Source organism: Cupriavidus sp. 94F1 (assembly GCF_057798875.1).
Window position 1 is genome coordinate 169,359 of record NZ_JBYOJT010000007.1, and the last position, 14,339, is coordinate 183,697.

The 14,339-nt window shown below is 67.1% G+C and carries 12 protein-coding genes; 6 read left to right on the plus strand and 6 right to left on the minus strand.

Annotated elements, in window-relative coordinates; all coding sequences use genetic code 11:
* Positions 1-2: 2 nt before the first annotated feature.
* Positions 3-1,835, minus strand: a complete 1,833-nt coding sequence (locus AC3FJ6_RS19135) for an EAL domain-containing protein (RefSeq protein WP_488773290.1) — start codon at positions 1,833-1,835, stop codon at positions 3-5.
* Between the two features lie 307 nt (positions 1,836-2,142).
* Between AC3FJ6_RS19135 and AC3FJ6_RS19140 the strand changes: the two genes are divergently transcribed.
* The 3 genes from AC3FJ6_RS19140 (at position 2,143) to AC3FJ6_RS19150 (ending at position 5,184) form a co-directional block, all read left to right on the plus strand.
* Positions 2,143-3,747: a methyl-accepting chemotaxis protein gene (locus tag AC3FJ6_RS19140; RefSeq protein ID WP_488773291.1), complete on the plus strand. Its 1,605-nt coding sequence runs from the start codon at positions 2,143-2,145 to the stop codon at positions 3,745-3,747.
* Between the two features lie 215 nt (positions 3,748-3,962).
* Positions 3,963-4,163, plus strand: coding sequence for a hypothetical protein (locus AC3FJ6_RS19145; RefSeq protein ID WP_153947955.1), 201 nt, complete (start codon positions 3,963-3,965; stop codon positions 4,161-4,163).
* A gap of 370 nt (positions 4,164-4,533) precedes the next feature.
* Complete coding sequence (locus tag AC3FJ6_RS19150) at positions 4,534-5,184, plus strand: HAD domain-containing protein (protein WP_488773292.1); 651 nt, start codon at positions 4,534-4,536, stop codon at positions 5,182-5,184.
* Between the two features lie 103 nt (positions 5,185-5,287).
* Here AC3FJ6_RS19150 and AC3FJ6_RS19155 read toward each other — a convergent pair whose 3' ends face one another.
* Complete coding sequence (locus AC3FJ6_RS19155) at positions 5,288-5,833, minus strand: carboxymuconolactone decarboxylase family protein (protein ID WP_488773293.1); 546 nt, start codon at positions 5,831-5,833, stop codon at positions 5,288-5,290.
* A gap of 133 nt (positions 5,834-5,966) precedes the next feature.
* On the opposite strand from AC3FJ6_RS19155, the gene AC3FJ6_RS19160 reads away from it, so the two are divergent.
* Positions 5,967-6,857 (plus strand): AraC family transcriptional regulator, encoded by an 891-nt coding sequence (locus AC3FJ6_RS19160; protein WP_488773294.1) that lies wholly within the window; start codon positions 5,967-5,969, stop codon positions 6,855-6,857.
* Here AC3FJ6_RS19160 and AC3FJ6_RS19165 read toward each other — a convergent pair.
* The 4 genes from AC3FJ6_RS19165 to AC3FJ6_RS19180 form a co-directional block, all read right to left on the minus strand.
* Positions 6,851-9,058: a TonB-dependent receptor gene (locus tag AC3FJ6_RS19165; protein ID WP_488773295.1), complete on the minus strand. Its 2,208-nt coding sequence runs from the start codon at positions 9,056-9,058 to the stop codon at positions 6,851-6,853. The two genes, AC3FJ6_RS19160 and AC3FJ6_RS19165, sit on opposite strands and share 7 nt — an antisense overlap.
* Before the next feature lie 137 nt (positions 9,059-9,195).
* On the minus strand, positions 9,196-9,576 hold the full coding sequence (locus AC3FJ6_RS19170) for a DUF3325 domain-containing protein (RefSeq protein ID WP_488773296.1): 381 nt from the start codon (positions 9,574-9,576) through the stop codon (positions 9,196-9,198).
* Complete coding sequence (locus AC3FJ6_RS19175) at positions 9,573-11,219, minus strand: PepSY-associated TM helix domain-containing protein (RefSeq protein WP_488773297.1); 1,647 nt, start codon at positions 11,217-11,219, stop codon at positions 9,573-9,575. Before AC3FJ6_RS19175 ends, AC3FJ6_RS19170 begins: the two co-directional genes overlap by 4 nt.
* A complete protein-coding gene (locus AC3FJ6_RS19180; RefSeq protein WP_488773298.1) occupies positions 11,219-11,518 on the minus strand; it encodes a DUF3649 domain-containing protein in 300 nt (99 codons plus the stop codon). Before AC3FJ6_RS19180 ends, AC3FJ6_RS19175 begins: the two co-directional genes overlap by 1 nt.
* Positions 11,519-11,826: 308 nt before the next feature.
* On the opposite strand from AC3FJ6_RS19180, the gene AC3FJ6_RS19185 reads away from it, so the two are divergent.
* Both AC3FJ6_RS19185 and AC3FJ6_RS19190 read left to right on the plus strand, forming a co-directional pair.
* Positions 11,827-13,428 (plus strand): class I adenylate-forming enzyme family protein, encoded by a 1,602-nt coding sequence (locus tag AC3FJ6_RS19185; RefSeq protein WP_488773299.1) that lies wholly within the window; start codon positions 11,827-11,829, stop codon positions 13,426-13,428.
* Positions 13,429-13,436: 8 nt separating this feature from the next.
* A complete protein-coding gene (locus AC3FJ6_RS19190; RefSeq protein ID WP_488773300.1) occupies positions 13,437-14,309 on the plus strand; it encodes an IclR family transcriptional regulator in 873 nt (290 codons plus the stop codon).
* The last annotated feature ends 30 nt before the right edge of the window (positions 14,310-14,339 follow it).

The window sequence follows — 14,339 nt, forward strand, 5'->3', positions numbered from 1 at the left end:
CGCTAGCGGTCCAGTTCTCCGCGGGCGGCCAGGTCGGCAATGTCGATACATGCCACGCCCTGCGCCACCGCCTTAGCCCTGCGCTTGGCCACGGCCGCTGCCGCACCCACGTGCTGGCTGCCAAGCCGCCACGCGGCCATTGCATCGGCACCCACGCGCACAGCGCCGACAGCCATCGTCACCGGGGGAAAGAACATGGGCCGCCCGTGGCGATCTTCCGACTGAATGCCGCCGGCCGCGCGGTCAGACGCGGCATACATGGCCAGTGCGCCATCGTTGAAGCGGGCCATCGCGCCGTGGATGCGCGGCTCCCAGTCGTCGCCCTGGAACAGCACCAGATAGTCGTCGCCGCCGATATGGCCCAGGAAATCGCGGGCCGGATCGCAGGCCTGCGCCAGGATGGCGGCCGCCCCCTTGAGCAGTTCGTCGCCCTTCCAGTAGCCGTAGTGGTCGTTGAAGGACTTGAAATGGTTCAGGTCGGCATAGCAGGCGTGAAACGGACTGCGCGCCTCGATCAGGCGATCGATATGCTGGTTCAGCAGGATGTTGCCGGGCAGGAAGGTCAGCGGGTTGGCATAGCGTGCGGCTTCCATCCGGACATCGGAAATTGCGCGCAGGAGGTCGGCGCCCGTGCCCAGGCCCACATAGCGGCCTTCGTCCGTGATGACGAAACCATCGGCCAGCGCCCGTGACGGCTCGCCGGCCACATGCTGGGCCATTTCCTCGAGCGTGGCGCGCCGGTCGAAGCAGACCGGCTGCGGATTGGCCAGCGTGACGCACGCCTTGCGGCCGTACAACTCGCGATGGAACGGCGTGGCGTAGCGATCGATCAGCGTCTGGCGGCTGATCAGGCCAATCGGCCTCAGGTCATCGTCGACCACGGCCATCGCATGCAGGTCCCCTTGCTCATGAAAGCGCGTCAGCACATCGTTGTTCGATGTCTCGGCGTTGACGGCCGGCAGCGGGCGCACCAGACTGCCTGCGGTCATGCCCGACCAGCCCGTGCGCAACGTTTGCGGAAACACCGCGATTTGCCGCGACGACAGCAAAGCACGGGCCTCTGACGTGATCTCGGCCGGTGGCTGCGCGGCGGGACGCCCCAGGAAGTAGCCCTGCCCCGCAGACACGCCCAGATCCCTGACCAGTGCCAGTTCCTCGGCCGTCTCGATGCCTTCGGCGATGACCCGGCCGCCCAGCGCATGCATCAGGCTCAGGACCGCACGCAGGACCTCCAGCCGGCGAGAACTGGCGTGGATGCCTCGCACCAGCGATTTGTCGATCTTGATGAACTGCGGCGTCAGTTCCGCCAGCCGGTCCAGGTTGGCGTGGCCCGTGCCAAAGTCGTCGAGCGCGTACTGCACGCCCAGTTCCGCCAGCACGGCCACGGCGTTGGCAAAGCTGGCGGCATCACCCACCGCGGTCTGCTCCGTAACCTCGATGACCACGCGCGACGGTGCAATCCGCGCCCCGTTGCCTTGCGCACCATCCAGGCCCAGCAGCGCCGCCATGGCACGGCCGCGATGGCCGAGCAGATGGCGCAGCGTCAGCGGGCTGAAGTTCAGGAATAGCTTGCCGGACAGGTCCAGCGCCGCCCACGACGCCAGCGCGGTACGCGCCGCCGTCATCTCGAGCGCGATCGTGGTGCCGGTTTCCTGGGCCATGCGGAACAGCGCATCGGCAGCGGCATGCATCGAACCGGCGGGGCCGCGAATCAGTGCTTCGTAGCCAAGGATCTCGCCGCTGGCCAGCGTCACGATAGGCTGAAACACCGCATGGAGGGGTGGCGGTCGCACGGCCTCGCGGGCCGGAGCCAGATCGGAGGCAACGGGAAACATGAAACAAGTTCAGACGGATGGCAGGCCACCTGGTTGTTGACAGCCGGCCAGAGAGAGTTTGAGCACGGCGTTGCAATACAGGCACGTATGCAGCGCGCGCCATTGCATGACAGTCATATGTCACCCGTATGACAAACGCGCCGCCTGTCGTTTGTCACGCAGCCGTCACATGCTTGCCCGACGATCACGCCGCACCGCAACAAGACCCGGCCCCGCGACGCGTCGCTGACGATGTCTCGCCAAGAGGCCGGGCTGCTGCAGCGCAAGGGTCATGGTATGGCGGGGCGTCGCCCCGAAGGAGTTCGTAGTGTTGCAAGCCATCAAGCTGGGATTGCAGGGACGGCGCGGCCGATCCGCATGGCAAGGACTGGCGGGGTTGCCGCTGGTCGTGCGGCTGTCCGCAGCATTTGTCCTGATCTACGCGTTCGGCGCGATTGTCGGGCTCACCGGCATCGTCAACCTGATCGACCTCAAGCGCGATACCGACAGGCTGTACCAGCGCGACATGCGCGGCGCCATCGCCGCCGAACGCGCGCAGGCATCGCTGGCCATGCTGGGCCGCGCACAGCTTGCGTTGACACTGGCCACCAGTTCCGCCGAACGCGACACCGCGGCGAATGACATCGCCCAGGCATCGAAACAGCTCGACGCGGCGGTCGACGACGTTCGCGTGGCCGCACCGGCGCAGGCCCGCGCCTTGCTCGCCGAGCGTGCCGCGGCCGGCGAACTGGTGACGAAATACGTCGAACTGATCCGCAAGCAGCCGCTCGATTCGCTGCAATTCGACGCATCGGTTTCGATTGACGGCCACTTTCTAGGAGAACAGCTACGAAAACTTGGCGCCCTGATGGAGTCCACGCGTACGACGCTGGCACAGCAGGCCGCCGATACCGTTGCCGGCGTGGCATCGGCCCAGGTGACCGCGCAAACGTGGATGAGCGTGCTGCTCGTGGCCAGCCTCGGCGCGGCCGGACTGCTGGCATGGATTGCCGCGCGCAGCCTGACGCGTGAACTGGGCGGCGAGCCGCGCGACGCGGCGGCCATCGCCACGCGCATTGCCGGCGGCGACCTCACCGCCCGCATTGCCTTGCGCGAGCGTGATGGCGGCAGCCTCCTGTTCAACCTGGCGGGCATGCGCGACCAGCTGGCAGGCGTGCTGGCGCGCATCCAGCATTGCGCGCACGAGATTTCGGCCGCCAGCGACGGCATTGCGCGCGGCAACCAGGCGTTGGCGACCCGCACCGGCCTGCAGACCGCCGCGCTGGGCGAGGCCACTGCGAATGTGGCCCGGCTTACCGCGCTGGTTCAGCAGGCCCACGCGCAGGCGCAGGAATCGAGCGAAATGGCCAGCCGGGCGCGCGAAGCCACGGGCACGGGCATGGCTGCCGTGCGCGACATGAGTGGCGCGATGGCCAACGTGCACGCACAGTCGCGCAATATCTCGGAGATTGTCTCCGTCATCGAGAGCATCGCCTTCCAGACCAATATCCTCGCGCTCAACGCCGCCGTGGAAGCCGCCCGGGCCGGCGAGGCGGGCCGCGGCTTTGCCGTGGTGGCGCAGGAAGTCCGGGCCCTTGCCCAGCGCAGCGCCACGGCCGCCCGCGAGATTGGCGGCATTATTGGCGACGCCGCCAACGAGATTGCCCGGGGCGCCAGCCTGAGCGGCCGCGTGGAATCTGCCATGTCAGGCATCGACGCCGCAGTGCAGCACAGCCACACCCTGGCCGCGGAACTGCGCATGCTGGCCGACGAACAGGCCAGCGGCATTCGCACGGTAGGCGATGCATTGTCCCGCCTTGAGCAGACCAGCGCCGACAACGCCAAGCTCGTCGACGAGGTCAGCGACCAGGCGTCGCGGCTTGACCATCAGGCGGCCGCACTGGAGACCGACGTCGCGCGCTTCCAGTTCTGACTGGCTACCGCACCGCCGCACGTTCGACGCCGCCACCTGAAGCGGCCCCCCGACGCACTGGCCCCACTTCAGCTTCGTTCCGCCCCGCCGTAATTCAAGAAGATCCGATTCGACGGCAAGCATTGCGCCGCTAGCATGGCGATAGCCCCGTCGCCCTCCGGCGGCGGGTCGAGACAGGGATCATCGCCGAGGCGGACAAAGAGCGGAGAACACACATGCTACGCAAGGCAGTGGATGACGATGCAGCGTTCCAGGAGGATTTCGAGGCGGCGGGACGCGACTGGGCCCCCAGGCTCAGGCCGTGCGGCACCTGCCATGCCTGCGAGAAGCCGGTCGGCCAGGCCGAGCTGTTCTGCAGCATCACCTGCCAGTACGCCTTCGAGCATTTCGAAATGCGTTTATTGCGCAAGGAATAGAACCGGAAGCCAAACCGGCACGACGCCCGCTGCCAGAAATTTCTGCCTACACCGGACGGCATTCCCGTTGCAGTGTGCTGTGTGTCAAAGCCACGAACATTTCCTTTCAAATTCCTGTCAACCACCCTCGCCTACCACCCGTTGAGGCGTGCATTACGGCGATATCCGCAAGGCGGAGCAGGCCGGAAAACGAGGCCTGGCGCGGCAGGTGTGTCCGCGAGAAACACTTCGACCTACGCAGTAACCGGCATTAACGAGTCACGCGTAAAAGTTACACAACTGTTGCACTTACGCACACTTTGTGTCGCCTTTCCCACGCGAAAGCCGGATACGCTTGATTCATCCCATCACTGATTGACCGCGAGAAATCATGACTGAACGCCTGATCATGCTGGACGTACCCGGCGTCCTGTATTCGGACCGCTCCGCAGCCCGCCTGGGCGGCACGCCTAACACGGGGACCCTGCGTGACGTCAGGTTTTTCGACCCCATCGCGCTGGGCTTCCTGCGCCGCCTTTTCGGTATCGCTGGCGCGCGCGTGGTGGTGTCCGACGCATGGCGCCGTGGCACCCCGGCGGCCATCTTCCAGCAGCTTGATCTGCAGGTGGAAGGCATGACGCCCCGCGTGGCAGGTGGCCATGGCGCCGAAATCGACGCCTGGTTCAGCCAACGCCCGGCCCCGGGCGCCTGGGTCATCCTGTCGAGCGCGCCGGCATCGTCGTTCACCGAGGCTCAACGCGCCCGCCTGGTACAGGTGAATCCGGCCGAAGGTCTGACGGTCGACAACTTCCGTCAGGCGCTGGACATCCTCGGTGTGGCCTGCCCGTCCACCGTGACGCCCGATTCGCGCGTGGAGCCCGGTCTGAAAGCCAAGCTGCGTCACCTGCAACGCCTGGCACGCGACGAACCCGAGCGTTTCATGCCGGCGCCGGCCGCGGCGGAAGCCCGCGAACAGGCGATGGCCGTGGCTGTGGCCAGCCTGACGGGCAAGCATCTGGAACCTGCCGTCATTCACGCCTGATCCGCGCCGGGTCTCAGGAACCGCCGCAAGCATCACGCCGTGATGCAACAACAAGAAGGCCGCCAGCGTTGGCGGCCTTTTTCATGCGCGGGCGACGCGCAGATCAGCGGGCGGTCAGCTTGACCGCCGGGAAATCCACGGGCACGGCAAATGCCACGTTGATGTAGTTGGTGAACAGATTCAGCGCGACATGGGCGACGATCTCGACGATTTCCCCGTCGTTGAAGCCCACTTCGCGCAGCCCGGCCACGTCGGCACCGGATACCTGACCGCGTGCCTCGACGAGTTTCAGCGCAAACGCCAGCGCCGCCGCGGTCTTCGGGTCATCCGATTGGCCGGCCTGGGCGGCCGCCATCTCTTCGGCCGACGCGCCAGCTTTGCGGCCCAGCGCCGTATGCGCGGCCAGGCAATAGTCGCAGCGATTGCGGTCGGCCACGGCCACGGCAATCTGCTCGCCCAGCTTGGCCGGAATCACGCCAGCGCCGAGCGCGCCAAACGCGGCCCACATCGACTGCAGGGCGGCCGGCGAATTGGACACGGCGCGGAACATCTGGGGTACACCGCCAAAAGCGGCCTGGATCTGGGCCAGCGCGGCCTGGCTGCCCGCGGGCGCGGCCTTGGGTTCCGGTACGGAAATACGTGCGGTCATGATGGAATCTCCTGTCGAAGTGATCTGGAAAGTGATCGAAATCAGGACGTCGCCGTCCATGGGTTCCACTATGGTGGCGCAAGGCGTACGATGGGATACCAACCGTCCCAAAAACGTATCAATTCATCCCGCCGTGTCCACCACCGCTGCACCGCTTACCGTCGATCGCCTGTCCGCGCTGCTTGAGCGGTTCCGCATCCAGGCGCACCTGTTCCATACCGGCCCGCTATGCGGTGTGTCACGTTTCGACGAGTCCCATCGCGGCTTTCTGCACGTCATGCGCGAAGGCAGCATGACGGTGACCCATCAGAGCCGGGGGCTGCCCCGGCGGCTCGAAGTTCACGAGCCCTCGCTGCTGTTTTATCCGCGTCCCGCGATCCACACCTTTCACAATCCACCGGCCGAAGGGTCACAGTTCTCGTGTGCCACGCTGGAATTTGCCGGCGGTGCCCGCAATCCGCTGGCACGTGCCCTGCCGCCGCTGATCGTGCTGCCGCTGGCTGACGTGCCAGGGCTGGCCCCAGCACTGTCGCTGCTGTTCGCGGAAACCGAACGCGTGCGATGCGGCCAGCGATTACTGGCCGATCGGCTATTCGAAGTGGTGGTGATCCAGCTCTTGCGCTGGATGCTCGATCATCCCCGGCAGGTCGGGGTCCAGCCCGGGCTGATCACGGGGCTGTCCGATCCGCGCCTGGCGCGGGTGCTGGTCGCCATGCACGAGGCCCCGGGCGCCAGCTGGAATCTGGAAAAGATGGCGGCCTGCGCGGGCATGTCGCGCAGCGCCTTCGCAGCAGCCTTTCGCGACATCGTCGGCCAGACCCCGGCCGACTATCTGACGGACTGGCGCATCAGCCTGGCCCAGACCCGGCTGCGCGACGGCGCGCCACTCAAGCTGCTGGCCGACGAACTCGGCTATGCCAATCCGTCGGCCCTGTCACGCGTCTTCCTGGCCAGGGTGGGCCAGTCTCCGCGCGACTGGCTGCGCGCGGAGAGTCACGGCATGGCGGAGGCCGCGACTCAGTAGTCGACCGTCATCGACACCTTGAACGTACGCGGATTGCCGATGTACAGCGTGCTGGCCGATGTCGACACGCCAGCCCAGTAAGCCTTGTTCGCCACGTTCTCCACGGCGGCGCGCAGCGTGTAGCGCATTTGCGAGGCCTTGAAGGTGTAACGCGCGCCCAGGTCGAAGCGGTTCCAGGACGGCAGCGCGATCGTGTTCGTGTTGTTCGCGTACTGGCGGCCGGTCTGGATATAGCGGCCCGACACGGTGGCCCCCGCCAGGAACGGCAGGTCGTACTCGCCGCTCAGCGTCATCGTGTAGTTCGGAACGCCCACGCCCTTCTTGCCTTCCGTCAGCGGGTTGCCGGTGTCCTGGTACTGCGAATCGATATACGACACGCCGCCCAGCAGGCGCACGCCGCGCACGGGTTCGCCAAACACGCTCAATTCCACGCCGCGATTGCGCAGGTCCTGCAGGCCGAACACGTTGCCCTGCATGGTGGTGCCCTGCGGCTGTTCGATCTGGAAGAACGCCAGTGTCGTGCCGAACGCGCCCGCGTCGTACTTCACGCCCGCCTCGTGCTGCTTCGACTTGACCGGCGCGAAGACCTCGCCGCGGTTGACGGCGGTATTGCCCGCCGTCGGACCCTGCGCCAGGCCTTCGATGTAGTTGTAGTAGACCGATACGTTCTGGAGCGGCTTGACCACCAGACCGAACATCGGCGACGTGGCAGAATCGCTATAGGTCGACGTCTGGGCACCGGTCGCCGTGGCGTAGCCACGCACGTTGATCACCTGCTGGCGCACGCCGGCGGTCAGCAGCACGCGGTCATTCAGGAAGCCCAGCGTATCGGACACCGACACGCCATTGAGGTTGGTCCGCTGCGTCACGTACGGATCGGACATATTGCCGGTGGCCGGGGCGGCCGGATAGGGAACAACCGGCGCGTTGTAGAGATTGGTCGCAAACGCGCCCGAGAATTCGAACGCCGTGGCCCGCTTCTGCTCCAGCCCCGACCAGCTCAGGTTGACCGTATGCTTGACGGGCCCGGTCACGAAGCGGCCGCGCACGCCGACTTCGCCGGAGAACGTGTCCTGCTCGAACGGCACGGTCAGGCGCGTTGCCGTGCCCACGCCGTTGTTGCCGACGCTCGCGCCGCTATAGCTGCCGAATTCGTTGGTATGGTGTCCGCCGAAGGCGGCATAGGCCGTCCAGTCCTTCGTGATGTCGTACTCGGCGCGGATCGTGCCGTAGATATCTTCGAGCGAAGAATTGGTCCACGGCTGCGCGAAGTTCGTGCTGGCCGACGGCACCGGCGGCAGCGCCGTGCCAGTCAGGTTGACCGTGCTGCGGCCCTGGTAGATGCGCTGCTTCTGATAGCCGAAATCGGCGTTCACGCGCAGGTTGTCGCCCTGGTAGTCCAGGCCCAGCGTGAACAGGCGCTGCTGGCGGCTTTCGTTGTCGATGGCCGTGCCGCCACCGCGCGCCATGGCGTTCACGCGCACCCCGAATTCCTTCTTTTCGCCGAAACGGCGGCCCACGTCGATGTGGCCGCCGGCCTGCCCGTCGCTGGTGTAGTCAAGCGTGCCCTGCGTGATCGGCGCGGCCGTGGCGTACTTCGGCACCAGGTTGATCGCGCCGCCCACGGCGGTGCCGGCGGCCGACACGCCGGTCAGGAAAGCGTTGGCGCCACGGAACACTTCCACACGCTCCAGCCCCTCGGTCGATGCCAGCTGGCGCGGCGCAATGCCGTACAGCCCGTTGTAGCCAAGGTCATCCGAACCCAGCGTGAAGCCGCGCACGACGAAGGTTTCCGAAAAATTGCCGAAGCCCGAGCTGACGCGGACGGCCGGATCGTCGGCCAGCACCTGGCCCACCGTGTGTGCCTGCTGGTTCTGGATCTGCCCGGCCGTGTACGACGTGACGCTGAACGGCACATCCATGAAATCCTGGTTGCCCAGGATGCCGATGCGGCCGCCGCGTGCCACCTGGCCGCCGGCGTACGGCGCGGGCAACTGGTCTGGCGACGACTCGCCCTTGACCGTCACCGTCGGCAGCGTCTGCTGCGTGGGCGGCGGCGCTGCTTCCTGCGCGGACGCCAGGGACGGCTGCGCGGCAGCCAGCGAGGCGGCCAGGATACTGAGGCGGGCACTACGGGACGAACTAGAAGAGCGGGCGGCGCGTGCGGCATGTGCAACGGCGCGAGGTACGGCAAAAGACAAGATGACACTCCCAAAAATAAAACGATGACGCCTGCACCGCGTTCCCGACGCGGCGGACAGGCATGACCCGTGTCCGTGAATGGCGGCATCGCTCTGTCGGCGATGCTCGTTGGAAATCGTTGTGATGCGTCGGCGCCTTATGACGGCATGAGCCATGGCGATGCCATGGTCGCCGCCATGCCCACCGCGATGGACGCGCGCGCCAGCCGCGGCGTGGCATGCGGCGCCCAGGCAAACGCACCGACCACGGCCAGCGCGCCAAGCGTCAGCAGTCCGGCCCAGTAGACGACACCGAAGGCCCAGCCTTCGGCCAGCACGCACGCGGCCAGGGCCAGCACCAGCGCGAGCCATCCCTGCCAGCGCAGCCGCATGGCCAGGGCCGGTGCCGGCGTGCTGCCGCGCCCGAACATGTCCGCGTGATGGCGATCCATGGCCTGCGCCAGCCACATGAAGCCGCCGATCGCGAAGCCCAGGCCTGCGACGCAGGCCGGCCCGACCGGCATCCATGCCACGCTCATTGTGACACCTCCCGCGACATCTCGCCCACGCCAGCTACCGCGCGCGGGGCAGCCGCCTTGCGCGGGGCGGCGCCTCGCTTGCCAAGCCCCCAGGCCGCCGCACCCAGGGCGATGCCCAGCGCCATCGCAGTCAGATCGAAGCCGGCGACCATGCCGGGCCCGTGGAACAGCGTCACGCCAAGATGGGTCGATGTGGTGAGCGCGTTCAGCACGGGCACGCCGGCAAACAGCGTCGCGGCCACCCACAGCTGCACGCGCCACATGGCGCGCGTGGGGCGCCATTGCGCCAGCAGCGCCGCCACGGCCCAGGCGCCGAAGAATGTCTGGATTTCGGCGGCCTGGCGTTGCGCCAGATCGACGGGAAGCAAACGATTGGCCCAGAAGTACGCGCCGATCGCGATCGGCAGGCCCGCAATCACGCCGAGGTTCAGCGCCTCGACCAGCCGCAGGCCGAACGGCGTGCGGCCCGTGGCGGCAATCCGTTTGGCATGGCCCTGGCGCGTCTTGACCGCCCATAGCAACGCGCCGGTGGCCACCATCAGGCAGCCAGCGAGGCCGGACGCGAAGAACAGCGCGCGCAGCAGCGGCGGCGCGAAGTGCGCCACGTGCAGACCGATCATGGCCGAACGCGTGGTGGCCGCCGGCGCCATGTCATCGCCCAGCGTTGCCTTCCGTTCACCGGTGGCACCCGTGAAGACCACGGTGGGCGTCGTCGTGCCGAACTGCCGGCCTTGCTCGCGTGCCACGGCTACCGTGGCGTTGGCCTTGTTGGGCGCCTCCACGGTGACGCGGCGCGGCGCGGCACCCTGCCAGTGCGCCGTGGCCTGCGCGAGCATCGGCCCGATCGGCGCCAGCGGCGCGGTTTCGGTGGCTGGCTTCGCGCGGGGCGCGCGGGCGGCCAGCTCGGCGTTGAAGGCCTGCTCGTCGCCCTTGTACACGGCCTGGATGCCCCAGGGCATGTACATGAACAAAAGCGTCACCAGGCCCGTGTAGGTGATCATCAGATGGAACGGCAGCGCCAGCACGGCCACCGCGTTGTGGGCGTCAAGCCAGGAACGCTGTCCCTTGCGGGCGCGGAACGTGAAGAAGTCCGCAAAGATGCGCCGGTGCGTGATCACGCCGCTGATGATGGCCACGAGCATGAACATGGTGCAGAAGCCGATAATCCAGCGGGCCCAGATCGCGGGCATGTAGTGCAGGTCGAAATGGAGCCGGTACAGGAATTCGCCGCCGCGCGTCTGGCGGGCGCCGGGGATTGGTTCGCCGGATACGGCGTCGAGCGTACGCGTTTCCAGCCGCGCGCGATTGGGCTTGCCAGCGTCCTCGGGCTTGGCCGGACGCAGCCAGAACATCGAGATGGCCGGATTGCGGTCGTCCGGCAGGGTGATGAACCAGCGTTCCGCGTCCGGTGCCTCGCGCTGCAGGAAGGCAACGGCGCGCCCGACGGCATCGGCGGCCGGCACGTTCCGGTTCAGCGAAGCGTGGAACTCCGGCTTCATCCAGACGGTGATCTCGTCCTTGACATAGCTGGCGGTGCCGCCGCAGAACACCAGGAACAGCACCCAGCACACCAGCAGGCCCGACCACGTATGCAGCCACGCCATCGACTGCCGCAGGCCCTGGCCTTTCTTGAGTTCGGCCATCACGCGCTCCGCAAAGCGAGCCAGCCCGCCGCCAGCACGGCGGCGGGCACGGCCAGGCCGATCCAGGCACGCCGGGCCGTATCGGCGGCAAACACCCAGATCACCGCCAGCGCAAACCACAGGAACGACAGCAGCGTGGACGTGATGACCGCCTCGACGCGCGCCATGCCCGCCCAGTTGGCAAGCACCAGCGCCAGGCATCCCGTCGCCAGGGCTGCAACGGCGTAGCCGCCCAGGATGGCGGCCACTGCGCGCGAGGCAATCGCCATGCGATAGCCCATCGGAACGCCCTGCTTCATGTTTGTACTAGCCCGGAAAAAATGGAACGCACATGATAAGCGTTCTCATCTCCATTGTCTTTGGGGACGTATGACAAGTTCCATGACTGGCACAAGACATTGGCATACATGTCGCAAACACGACAAATCCGGGGCACGAGCGGCGAGCGTGGCGCTCCGATATTCGCACAGAGATTCGCGTATGATTCCGCTATGCAGAACCACTATTCCACGGTGCGGTTGCACTCGTTGAAAAACGATGGGACGATGGCCCACATCGAATACCGGCGATCCCAAGGGTCAACGCCGGAGCCTTACCCGGAGACATCATGCGCAGTACCGCTGCACCCGCGACCCATTCCGCGTCCGCACCCGCTCAGCCGCCATCCGCCGCACCCCCCACCGATTCGCCGCCCCCGTTCGAACCCGCGTTCGCCCGCCTGCACCAGACCATGGCTCCGTGGGTGGCCAGCACGCCCGAGCGGATCGCGATCATGGACGCGCACCGGGCCTTGCGCTACGCCGAACTCGACGTGGCGGTTCGTGAAACGGCGACGACGCTGTCCGAACTCGGTGTGCGCGGCGGCGACCGCGTGGTGCTGGTGACCGAAAACAGCGTGGGCTGCGCGGTGCTGCTGCTGGCGCTGAGCGCCATCGACGCCTGGTCGGTGCCGGTCAATGCGCGGCTGTCGCAGCGCGAGATCGCCAATATCGTCGAGCACGCCGGCGCGCGCGTGACGCTGTATCTCGACAACGATTTTCCCGAGGCGCGCGAGCACGGCCTGGCGCGTGGCGCGCAGTGGGCCGAATGGCCGCACGTGGGCAAGCTGCTGGTCAGCGTCATCGACGACGGCGTCGAGCCCGAACCCGTCGAAGCCGACCCGCGCCAGCAGGTGGCGGCGATGATCTACACGACAGGCACCACCGGCGCGTCGAAAGCCGTGATGCTGACGCACGCCAACCTGATGTTCATCGGCCATTCCAACCGGATGCAGTCACGCGTGAAGCCTGGCGACCGCATCTACGGCGTGCTGCCGATCTCGCACGTGTACGGCCTGTCGGTGCTGCTGGTGGGCCCGGTATCGAACGGTGCGACAGTGTTCTACGAACCGCGTTTCCGGCCCGACAAGCTGGTGCGTACGCTGATCGACGATCAACTGACGGTGCTGCACGGTGTGCCGGCCATGTACGCCAAGATCATCGAATGGGCCCGCGCCAACAACCAGTCGCTGCGCACGCCGTCGCTGCGCATTGCCCAGTCGGGCGGCGCACCGCTCACGGCAACGCTGAAGGCCGCCTTTGAAGACGCCTTCGGTATCGTGCTGAACAATGGCTACGGCATGACCGAGACATCTCCCACGGTCTGCCAGACCCGGGTGGAACAGCCACGCAATGACTGCTCCGTGGGCCCGGCCGTGCCCGACGTGGAAATCCGCCTGGGCAACCCGCTGCCCGACGGCAGTGGCGAACTGCTGGTGCGCGGGCCCAATGTGATGAAGGGCTACTACCGCAGGCCCGACCTGACCGCGCAGACCATCGACAGCGATGGCTGGCTGCATACCGGCGACCTCGCGCGCATCGATGCCGACGGCGCCGTGTCGATCGTCGGCCGCTCGAAGGAAATCATCATCCATTCGGGCTTCAACGTGTATCCGGAGGAAGTGGAGCAGTCGCTCAATGCCTTCCCCGCCGTGCTGCAGTCGGCCGTGGTGGGCCGCGCCGTCGAAGGCAACGAGGAAGTGATTGCGTTTGTCGAGGTACGCAGTGGCATGGCGCTGGACGAAGCCGCCTTGCGGGCCTTCCTGCGCGAGCGCCTGTCGCCCTACAAGATTCCCGCCGAAATCCGCACGGTGCAGCAACTGCCTGCCGCACCGTCGGGCAAGATCCTCAAGGCCCGCCTGCGCGAGCAGCTGGCGGCCGGCAACGTGTGAGCAGCCTCATGGAAGACACCCTGACCGAACGGCCGGACGCCGCCGACCTTGGCGACCGCGACGACGCCATCGACATGCCGTCCGACACCACCCCGGCACGCAAGGACAACCGCAAGGAAGACCGCCACTTCGTGACGGCGCTGGCGCGCGGGCTCGACGTGCTGGCGTGCTTTCGCGGGTTCGACGCGGAACTCGGCAATGCCGAACTGGCACAACGCTGCGGCCTGCCGAAATCGACGATCTCGCGGCTGACCCACACGCTGACCGAACTCGGCTACCTGCAGGCACTGTCCGACCCCGTTCGTTACCGCCTGGGCAGTTCCGCGCTGGCGCTGGCGCCGGCCGGTCAGCAAGGCGCCGACGTGCTGTCGGTGGCCAAGCCCTTCATGCGCGAACTGGCCGAACTGTCGCAAGGCGTGGCGTCGCTGATCGTGCGCGACCGCGGCCGCATGCTGATCTATGAAAACTGCCAGTCCGAAAGCTACCTGACGCTACGGGTGCCGGTCGGCAGCCGCGTTTCGGGCCTGACCACTGCGGCGGGCCGCGCGTACCTGCTGGCCCTGCCGCCGGCCGAGCAGCGCCAGGCGCTGAGCGCATTCCGCGCCGACGACAAGGTCAGCGCCGCGCAGGCCGAAGGCATCCTGTCGAACTGCCGCGACGAACAGCGCCGGCTGGGCTGCACGACGTCGTTCGGGGAATGGCTGCCCGACATCAACTCGATTGCGCTGGCGTTCCGGCCGGGGTCGTCGCTGCCGCCGATGACGTTGAGCTGCAGCGGCCCCAACGCGCTGGTGCCGCCCGCCCACCTGCTGGAAAAAGTCCGGCCGCTGCTGCAGCAGCACATCCGGGGCATCGAGGCGGCACTGGGCGTGAGCGCCTGAGCCGGCAGCCTGCCGGACACGCCGCCTCGC